Genomic DNA, 10,019 nt, shown 5'->3' with positions numbered 1-10,019 from the left:
GCAGGCATATTGCAAAAGACGGAGCCCCCGTTTTTTCATTTAATGAAATAGCTAAGATTTCAATTTCAAGCCATAAAAAACAAGACGGCATTGTTTTACGTTAAAGTTTTTTTATATTTGAAATTATTCGATCATAACGATTGCGATTTCGTATTTCATTAACTATTTCCTAAACTTATCGTTATGAAAAAACATTTACTCGTAAAGACGGCATTGTCCGGTTTGTTCGCTACTCTTTGCACTGTCGGTATCGTTTCATTTCCAGGGTGTCAAAAACAAGATTACGATTATTCTGAAAAAGACGATTTGGATCCCGCCTTATTGAACTCACCAGAATTGGAAGAGTACATCATTGCCGGAGCGGATTTTCAACAAACGTTAAATATTTTCAAAGACGAAATTAATAAAATAATTTTTGTAAAATTGTTGCGATTTATCGGACGGACGATTCGATTTTTGTTTCCCAAACGGATGATCCGGCCGGTGTTTTCCGGAAATTGCAACGATTGCGAGGTTTCCGGAATGATTCGTTTTTTCCGGCGAAACCGTTTTGCCGTCTTGTTATAATAAAATTTCAGAAGAAATGAGAACGTTCCGATTCGTTTGTTTGTTATTCGTTTGCTGTACCGTATCTTTACGGGGACGGAGTCAGTCCGGTCAAGAACTGGTAAAAAAGGTGGTTCGGGAGTATAAGATCGACGACGCGCGGAAATTTGCGGCGCGGATCGACGAGGTGAACCGCGACATAGCCGACAAAGGCATCGTGCTGTACGAACCCGACAACCGGAAGTTGCTGACCGGATATGCGTACCACGAGATGTACGATTGGGATCTCTATTTCGAGAATCTCTATATGAGCTATTTCGGAATTTCGGATTACTGTTTTACGAACCTGAAAAGTTTTCTGAACCAACAGTGCGTCAACGGGTTCATCGCCCGCACGCTGATCGAGAAGCGCGAACGTCAGCATTTCAAACCGTTTCTGGCGCAGATCGCCGAACTGGGTTCGCGGCAGACCGGAGATTATACGTGGCTCGAAGAGAAAGGCGACCGGGGGAGGGTGCAGATCGGACCCGCATTCAAAGGGATTTCGTATTTCGATCAGTTGATGCTGAGCATCGACTACTGGACGCGGTACTGCGATTTCGACCGGAACGGACTGCCGGTCTGGAACAGTTCCGATCACAGCGGCATGGACAACCAGATCAGTCGGGCGGGCAAGTTGGACGATTTCCGTTACGAGGGAGTCGATCTTGCCTGTTATGTTTACCGCGAACTGAAGGCGATGCAACTGATCGCCGAACGGCTGGGTAAGACGGAGAAGGCCGGGGAACTCGGCGTGCGCGCCGCTTTGCTGGCCGATAAGATCAATACGGTTTTTTGGGACGAGCGGGACGGATTTTATTACGACCGCGACGAACATACGGGGGAACTGGTGAAGGTGAAATCCGCGGCCGGATTCCTGCCGTTGTGGGCGGGCATCGTCTCCCCGCGCCGCGCCGAACGGCTGGTCAAGGAGCACCTGACCAATCCCGAAGAGTTCTGGATCGAGTTTCCGATAGCCTGTTACGCCAAGACCGAACCCGACTACGTGCAGGGGGATATCCGCGATTGGGGCTGCAATTGGCGGGGTTCGACGTGGATTCCGACCAACTATATGATTATGCACGGACTGATCGACTACGGGTACGCGGACATCGCCCGCGAACTGGCTCGCAAGACCGTCGAGCTGGTCTATCGGCGCAACGAGGTGACGCGGGAATTCTACAACGGCGAGAGCGGCGAAGGACTCGGCCTGAAACGTTTCTGGGGGTGGTCGGCGCTGGCTTACCTGATGCCTTTCGAGTGTGAAACGGGGTACGATCCGAGCAAGTTGGACGGCTCTTCGCTCCGGCCGTTGGGAAAAGAGCTTTTCGGTCTGGAATTCCCGGCTTCGGACAATCCGCGCCCGATCAGTACGCAACTGTCGCCGGGCGGCTATTAACGGAAATCGTTTCGATGCCGGAAGCGCCGGGTTGCCAAAGCCGCGTTCCGGAGGTTTGCCGGGATTCTGACGTGGAGCCGGCGCAGCGACCGAACCGCAATCGCGGTTCGGTCGCTGCGTTTTTCGGCGTATCCGGCGGGATAAATAACGGAGTCGGCATCCCCTAAACGTATTGCAATGTGCAGACGCCTTCGCTATTATTTGTTGATAATTAGATTCTTGTTGTGTGTGAACGGTTCTGTTACCGTATTGTGTACGATAAGTTTGGATTTGTGATTGCGGGTTGCTATTTTTGTATAGATAGCGTATAGATTACACTTTGACCTCCTCGCCGGTCATTAAAAACGAAGCCATGTCTCCGCAAACGAATCATTCCCTGTCGGTGGATTGCGTTATTTTCGGTTTCGACGGTCATTCGCTCAAAGTGCTGCTCGTCGAACGAGAGTTCGTCGATGGCCGAGGCGAAAAGATCGTCGATTACAAGTTGCCGGGCAACCTGATCTTCGAGAACGAAGATCTGCGTACTTCGGCTTACCGTACGCTGGCCGAATACACGTCCACGCGCGATATCTACCTGCGCCAGCTTCATGTGTTTTCCCGGCCGGATCGGGTTTCGGGAGACGAACTGCGTTGGTTGAACGAATACTATCGCGTGAATACGACCCGCGTGGTCACGGTGGCCTACTATTCGCTGGTCAAGCTGGACGGCCGGCTGATCGCCTGCGCGGCGGACAAAGGCGCGCGGTGGTTCGACGTCGAATCGGTCAACCGGCTGGCTATGGATCATAAGACGATCCTCGCGCAGGCCTTGGAGATGCTCAACCGACAGTTGTTGACCGAGCCGATCGCGTTCGAACTGCTGTCGAGCCGGTTTACGCTGCGTCAGTTGCAGATGCTGTACGAGGCTATCTTGGGGATCGAGATCGACAACCGGAATTTTCGTAAGAAAGTGTTGTCGTCCGGCTACATCCGCGAAACCGGCGAGAAAGAGAAAAACGTATCTCACAAGCCGGCTGCGTATTACACGTTCGATAAGCAGAAGTACCGGAAAGACGTCCGGCAGAAATTCCGGCTCAACTTTATCAACTGGCAGCTTTAGCTCCCGGAACGACGTTTTGCATAACCTGTTTTGATACTTAAATAAATGTCGACTGCGATGAAATACGTTTGTTTGTTTTTATTGGGTGCGACCTGCTTCTGCGGAAAGCTGGCGGCCGGCCCGAATCCCGGGACGCTGTCCCTTTGGTACGACCGGCCCGCTGCCCGCTGGGAAGAGGCGCTTCCGCTGGGCAACGGCCGTCTGGGCGTTATGGTATACGGGGGCTGCGGACGCGAGGAGCTGCAGCTCAACGAAGAGACGATCTGGGCCGGAGGTCCGCACAACAACGTCAATCCGGCCGCCCGGGAAGCGTTGCCCGAAGTGCGACGGCTGATTTTCGAAGGACGCTACAAAGAGGCTTTCGACCTGTGCGACGAGAATTTCTCTTTGCACGCCTCGCACGGTATGCCGTATCAGACGGCCGGTTCGCTGTTGCTGGACTTTCCGGGGCATCGGAACGTTTCGGATTTTTACCGGGATCTGGATCTGGCTACGGCCACGGCTACGGTCGGCTACGCCGTCGATGGGATACGTTATAAGCGGGAGATGTTTACTTCCTTTTCCGATCAGGTGGCGGTCGTGCGGCTGACGGCTTCCGAACGGCGCCGGATTTCGTTCCGGATTTCGTTCGCTACCCCGATGCAGAACTACCGGGTAACCACGCAGGGGAACGACCGGCTGCTGATCGACGGCAGAACCGACGGCCATGAAACGATCCCCGGCCAGGTGGAGTACCGTACGGTCGCGGAGATTTCTCCGGAGGGTGGAACGACGGTCGCCGACAGCGCCGGAATTACGGTGACCGGAGCCGATGCGGTTACGATCCTGGTTTCGATCGCAACCAATTTCAACGATTACAAAGATATTTCCGGCGATCCGGTCTCCCGGGCCGAGGCTTATTTGACTCAGGCCAAAAAGAAGTCTTACAAGCGGTTGCGGGCGGATCACATCGCCGCTTACCGTCCGTGGATCGAACGGGTTTCGCTCGATTTGGGCGCCAATGCCCAGGCCGCCAAGACGACCGACGCGCGGGTTCGCGAGTTTGCCACGCATTTCGATCCCCAATTGGTGTCGCTGTACTTCCAGTTCGGCCGCTACCTGTTGATCTGTTCGTCGCAGCCCGGAGGACAGGCGGCCACGTTGCAGGGCATTTGGAACCACCAGACGTTTCCTGCCTGGGACAGCAAATACACGATCAACATCAATACCGAAATGAATTACTGGCCCGCCGAAGCGACCAACCTGTCCGAGCTGCACGGCCCGCTGATCGACCTGATCCGCGACCTGAGCGTTACGGGGCGTCAGGCGGCTTCCGGAATGTACGGCGCCCGGGGTTGGACGGCCCATCACAATACGGATATCTGGCGCATCAGCGGAATGGTCGATACCCCGCTCAGCGGGATGTGGCCTACGTCGAACGCCTGGTTCTGCCAGCATTTGTGGGATCGTTACCTGTTCAGCGGCGATACGGTCTACCTGGCGGAGGTATATCCCGTTATGAAAGGGGCCTGCGAGTTTTTCCTCGATTTTCTGACCGAGGAGCCCGAGCACGGCTGGCTGGTCTGCGTGCCGTCGATTTCTCCCGAGAACACTCCGGCGAAGGCGGGAATCCACCATGCCGTCGTCAGCGGCGCGACGATGGACAACCAGATGGTCTTCGACCTGTTCTCCAATACGATCGCAGCGGCGGAAACCCTCGGCTGCGATGCGGATCTTGCCGGCGAGCTTCGGGAAAAGCGTTCCCGGCTCGCTCCCATGCAGGTGGGTAGTTGGGGACAGTTGCAGGAGTGGCAGCAGGACTGGGACAATCCCGAAGATCGTCACCGGCATGTTTCCCACCTGTGGGGGCTCTATCCCGGACGCCAGATCTCGGCCTATACGACTCCCGATCTTTTCGATGCGGCCCGCACTTCGTTGATTCACCGGGGCGACGCTTCGACCGGATGGTCGATGGGCTGGAAGGTTTGCCTGTGGGCCCGTTTTCTGGACGGAAATCATGCCTACAAGCTGATTACCGACCAGATCTCGCCGGAGGGCGAATCTTTCGAATCGGGCGGAACCTATCCCAATCTGTTCGATGCGCATCCCCCGTTCCAGATCGACGGAAATTTCGGCTGTACGGCCGGCATCGCCGAGATGCTGCTGCAAAGCCACGACGGGGTGATCGACCTGTTGCCGGCGCTTCCCGACGTATGGCGGAGCGGACGGGTGTGCGGCCTGCGGGCCCGGGGCGGTTTCGAGATCGTGCGGATGGAGTGGGACGGCGGCCGGCTGACGCGGGCCGTGATCCGCTCCACGATCGGGGGGAACTGCCGCGTGCGCTCGTCTTCGGCGCTGCGCTCTTGCAAAGGGGGCGGTTTCCGCGCTGCCGAAGGCGAAAATCCGAATCCGCTGTTCGCCCTTCAGCGGATCAATCCGCCGGTGATCGCTCCCGGCGCGCCGTTGCATCCGGTGGCGTTGCCGACGAAATATACATACGATATAGAAACCGAGACGGGGCGTGTCTACACCCTGTCGTTTGCGGAATAATAGTACGAACGGGATGAAAACATTAGGTATTGACGTCGGCAGCTCTTCGGTCAAGGTTTCGCTGCTCGACGTGGCGACCGGCGAGTGTGCCGGGGCCGTGACGCTGCCTTCGGCTGAAATGCCGATCGACGCGCCGCAGCCGGGATGGGCCGAGCAGGATCCCCGGATGTGGTGGAATTACGTGCGGGAAGGGGTGCGGACGCTCGTCGCGCGGGCCGGAGGGGCCGGCACCGTGAAAGCGATCGGAATCACGTACCAGATGCACGGACTCGTGTGCCTCGACGAGGCGGGCGAGCCGTTGCGAAAATCCATTATTTGGTGCGACAGCCGGGCTGTGGAGATCGGGGATCGAGCGTTCGACGCGCTCGGACACGATCGCTGTCTGGAACGCCTGTTGAATTCGCCCGGAAATTTTACGGCCTCCAAACTGGCCTGGGTGCGGGAGAACGAGCCGGAAGTTTTTGCCGGAGTGCATCGTTTCATGCTGCCCGGCGATTACGTGCTGTACCGGTTGACGGGAGAAATGTCTACGACCCGCAGCGGACTGTCCGAGCAGATTTTGTGGGACTTCACTGAGAATAAGCCGGCCGGTTTCGTCGCCGGTTATTACGGGATCGACCCGAGGACGATTCCTCAGGCGCATCCGTCCATCGGCATACAGGCTCGGGTGGACGCGGCCGCCGCGGCCGATCTCGGCCTGGAAGCGGGTACGCCGGTCTCTTACCGTGCGGGCGATCAACCGAACAACGCTTTTTCGCTGAACGTGCTCGATCCGGGGGAGGTGGCAGCTACGGGAGGCACTTCCGGCGTGGTTTACGGTGTGACCGACGTTCCCCGGCCGGACCGGTTTTCGCGGGTCAATACGTTTCTGCATGTGAATCACGAGCCGCGGCGGCCGCGCTACGGCGTTCTGCTTTGTATCAACGGTACGGGTATCCTGAACGCCTGGGTCAAGAAAACGACGGTCCCGGATATGAGTTATCCGGAAGTGAACCGGCGGTGCGCGGAGATTCCGGTCGGTAGCGAAGGCGTGTTGATGCTGCCTTTCGGCAACGGGGCGGAGCGTATGCTCGGAAACCGTTATACGGGGGCCGAAGCGATCGGGCTGGATCTCAACCGGCACGATCGTTTCCACCTGCTCCGCGCCGCGCAGGAGGGGATAGCTTTTGCGTTCCGCTACGGGATGGACGTCATGCGGGAGACCGGGTTGCGGCTCCGGGTGATCCGGGCCGGGTATGCGAATCTGTTCCTCAGTCCCGTGTTCCGGCAGACGTTGGCTACCCTGTGCGGCGCCGACATCGAATTGTACAATACCGACGGGGCTTTGGGCGCCGCCCGGGGCGCGGCTCTCGGCGCCGGACTGTACGCTTCCCGGGAAGAGACGTTCGCGTCGCTCCGCAAGATCGACGAAGTGCGTCCCGATCCTGCGGACAGGGATGTGTTGGAACGGGGATACGCGCGCTGGAAAGCCGAACTGGAAAACCGGCTCGGCCGCGCGTCGCACGGAACTTCAGTTTGAAATTTATCTTTAAAAACAATACTAAATCGAATCAAACGATGATGGAATCCATGTTTTCAAAATTCGGCAAGATCGGGTACGAAGGGCCCGATTCGAAAAATCCGCTGGCGTTTCGCTGGTACGACGAGAACCGGGTCGTGGCGGGCAAGACCATGAAAGAATACCTTCGTTTCGCGATCGCTTACTGGCATTCGTTCTGCGCCGACGGCAGCGATCAGTTCGGAGGCGGCACCCATCGTTTCCCGTGGGACGGTATCGCCGATCCGGTGGAGCAGGCGAAGGTCAAGATGGATTCGGCTTTCGATTTCTTCGTGAAAATCGGCGCTCCGTACTATTGCTTTCACGATGTCGATCTCGTCCGCGAAGGCGGCTCCGTAGCCGAATACGAGAAGAATTTGCAGGCTGTCGTGGAGTATGCCGGGCAGAAGCAGCGGGAGACCGGCGTAAAGTTGCTGTGGGGGACGGCCAATGTGTTCGGTAACGGTCGGTACATGAACGGCGCGGCGACCAATCCCGACTTCGCGGCGGTTTCGCGCGCGGCCGTGCAGATCAAAAACGCGATCGACGCGACCATCGCCCTCGGAGGCGAAAATTACGTGTTCTGGGGAGGTCGCGAAGGGTATATGTCTCTGCTCAATACGGATATGAAACGGGAGAAGGAGCACCTGGCGACGATGCTGACCCTGGCCCGCGACTACGCTCGTAAAAACGGGTTTCAGGGGACGTTCCTCGTCGAGCCCAAGCCGATGGAACCGACCAAACACCAGTACGATTACGATACCGAAACCGTGATCGGCTTCCTGCGTCACTACGGCCTGGACAAGGACTTCAAGGTGAATATCGAAGTCAACCACGCCACGCTGGCCGGTCACACCTTCGAGCACGAACTGCAGTGTGCGGCCGATGCGGGGATGTTGGGCAGTATCGACGCCAACCGGGGCGACGCGCAGAACGGTTGGGACACCGACCAGTTTCCGATCAACCTGCAGGAGACCGTCGAGGCGATGCTCGTGATCCTACGCAACGGCGGATTCGGTTCGGGAGGCGTGAATTTCGACGCCAAGACCCGCCGCAATTCGACCGACGCGGAAGACCTTTTCATCGCCCACATCGCCGGGATGGACACCTTCGCCCGGGCTTTGTTGATCGCCGATACGATCCTGCGCGATTCGCCGCTCGAACAGTGGCGCAAGCAGCGCTACGCTTCGTTCGACAGCGGCAAAGGCGCCGAATTCGAACAGGGAAAGCTGACCCTTGAGGCGTTGCGCGATCTGGCCGCTGCGGCCGGAGAACCCGCGACCGTCAGCGGGAAACAGGAAAAATACGAGCAACTGCTTTCGATGTATATCTAATGCCGTGAGGCGGGAGCGCAGCGAATTTTCCGTTGCACTCCCGCCTTTCGTCCAAAATGAACCTGAAAAGAAAATGAATAAAAGCAACGGTTATCTGATATTTCTGACGCTGGTGGCTACCTTGGGCGGATTGTTGTTCGGGTACGATACGGCGGTGATTTCGGGGACGGTGAAATACCTCGATCTCAATTTCGTCGTACCGCTCGGCTTGGACGAAACGGCGGCCAGTTCTCTGCTCGGTTTCGCCGTGTCGAGCGCCCTGATCGGCTGTGTGATCGGCGGATTGATCGGCGGAGTGATGGCTACCCGGCTGGGGCGTAAGCGGAGCCTGATGGCGGCCGCCGTCCTTTTTATCGTTTCAGCCGTCGGGTCGGCCTATCCCGAAATGGGATTCGGCGACGGCGATCCGCACGAGTTCCTGCCCCATTTCATCGTCTACCGGATCATCGGCGGTATCGGGGTGGGGCTGGCTTCGATGCTGTCGCCGATGTACATTGCCGAAATGGCGCCGGCCGGCCGGCGGGGCAGCCTGGTTTCGTGGAACCAGTTCGCCATTATTTTCGGAATGCTGGTAGTCTACTTCGTCAATTACGGCATTGCACTGAGCGGGAACGAGCAGTGGCTTACGACGACCGGTTGGCGGTTGATGTTCCTGTCCGAGGTGATTCCGGCTTCCTGCCTGCTGCTGCTGATTTTCTGCGTTCCCGAGAGTCCGCGGTGGTTGGTGATGAAAGGACAGGATCGAAGAGCCGCGGCGATCCTGCGCCGCGTGGATCCCGCGACGGATACGGATGCCGAGGTGCGGGACATTCGCAGGTCGCTCGCGGGTTCCGTCCGCTCGAAGCTGTTCAGTTACGGCGCCGCCGTGATCGTGATCGGCGTCCTGCTCTCCGTATTCCAGCAGTTCGTGGGGATCAACGTGGTGCTGTACTACGCTCCGGAGATTTTCCGGAATATGGGCATGGGTACCAACGCGGCCCTGGCCCAGACGATTATCGTAGGCGTGATTAACCTGTCTTTTACGGTGTTGGCCATATTTACGGTCGATCGTTTCGGTCGCAAACCGTTGATGATTATCGGCAGTCTGGGTATGGCCGTCAGTATGGTCACGCTCGGACTCACCTTCTATACGCAGCATATGGGATGGCTTTCGCTGGCCGCCATGCTGTGTTATACGGCTTCGTTCGCCATGTCGTGGGGGCCGGTCTGCTGGGTGCTGCTGTCCGAGATTTTTCCCAACCGGATCCGTGGTCAGGCCATGGCGTTGGCCGTTGCCGCGCAGTGGGTCGCCAATTACGTGGTGTCCTGGACTTTCCCGATGATGGACAAATCGAGCTACCTGATCGAGCATTTCCACCACGGGTTCGCTTACTGGATTTATGCGCTGATGGGGTTGGCCTCTGCGTTTTTTATGGTTAAATTTGTCCCCGAAACGAAAGGAAAGTCGCTGGAGGAGATGGAGAAGTTGTTTAAAAAATAGTCGTTCTGCCGGCGGAACGTCTTGTCCGCAGCAATGCCGTTTCATCGCGGCGGAGG

At 57.3% G+C, this 10,019-nt stretch carries 7 protein-coding genes; all 7 read left to right on the top strand.

All coding sequences use genetic code 11. The features are described 5' to 3' along the window. Positions 1-183 precede the first annotated feature (183 nt). The 7 genes from DW082_RS14265 to xylE all read left to right on the top strand — a co-directional run bounded on the left by DW082_RS14265 (position 184) and on the right by xylE (position 9,963). Positions 184-567 carry a hypothetical protein gene (locus DW082_RS14265; protein ID WP_147386965.1) on the top strand — a complete coding sequence of 128 codons (384 nt, stop codon included), beginning with the start codon at positions 184-186 and terminating at the stop codon, positions 565-567. Positions 568-676: 109 nt separating this feature from the next. Continuing rightward, a complete protein-coding gene (locus DW082_RS04845) occupies positions 677-1,984 on the top strand; it encodes an MGH1-like glycoside hydrolase domain-containing protein (protein WP_182424092.1) in 1,308 nt (435 codons plus the stop codon). Positions 1,985-2,336: 352 nt separating this feature from the next. Further along, positions 2,337-3,083 carry an NrtR DNA-binding winged helix domain-containing protein gene (locus DW082_RS04840; RefSeq protein ID WP_055205003.1) on the top strand — a complete coding sequence of 249 codons (747 nt, stop codon included), beginning with the start codon at positions 2,337-2,339 and terminating at the stop codon, positions 3,081-3,083. 57 nt (positions 3,084-3,140) lie between these two features. Beyond that, positions 3,141-5,612 (top strand): glycosyl hydrolase family 95 catalytic domain-containing protein, encoded by a 2,472-nt coding sequence (locus tag DW082_RS04835; protein WP_118457600.1) that lies wholly within the window; start codon positions 3,141-3,143, stop codon positions 5,610-5,612. A 13-nt stretch (positions 5,613-5,625) separates the two neighbouring features. Then, positions 5,626-7,131 (top strand): xylulokinase, encoded by a 1,506-nt coding sequence (locus DW082_RS04830; protein WP_101572772.1) that lies wholly within the window; start codon positions 5,626-5,628, stop codon positions 7,129-7,131. A 38-nt stretch (positions 7,132-7,169) separates the two neighbouring features. After that, positions 7,170-8,483, top strand: coding sequence for a xylose isomerase (gene xylA / locus DW082_RS04825; protein ID WP_216645973.1), 1,314 nt, complete (start codon positions 7,170-7,172; stop codon positions 8,481-8,483). 73 nt (positions 8,484-8,556) lie between these two features. Beyond that, a complete protein-coding gene (gene xylE, locus DW082_RS04820; protein ID WP_118457598.1) occupies positions 8,557-9,963 on the top strand; it encodes a D-xylose transporter XylE in 1,407 nt (468 codons plus the stop codon). The last annotated feature ends 56 nt before the right edge of the window (positions 9,964-10,019 follow it).

This window comes from Alistipes sp. AF48-12 (assembly GCF_003477565.1).
GTDB classification, from domain to species: domain Bacteria; phylum Bacteroidota; class Bacteroidia; order Bacteroidales; family Rikenellaceae; genus Alistipes_A; species Alistipes_A hominis.
This window is presented reverse-complemented; position numbering and strand designations above follow the sequence as displayed.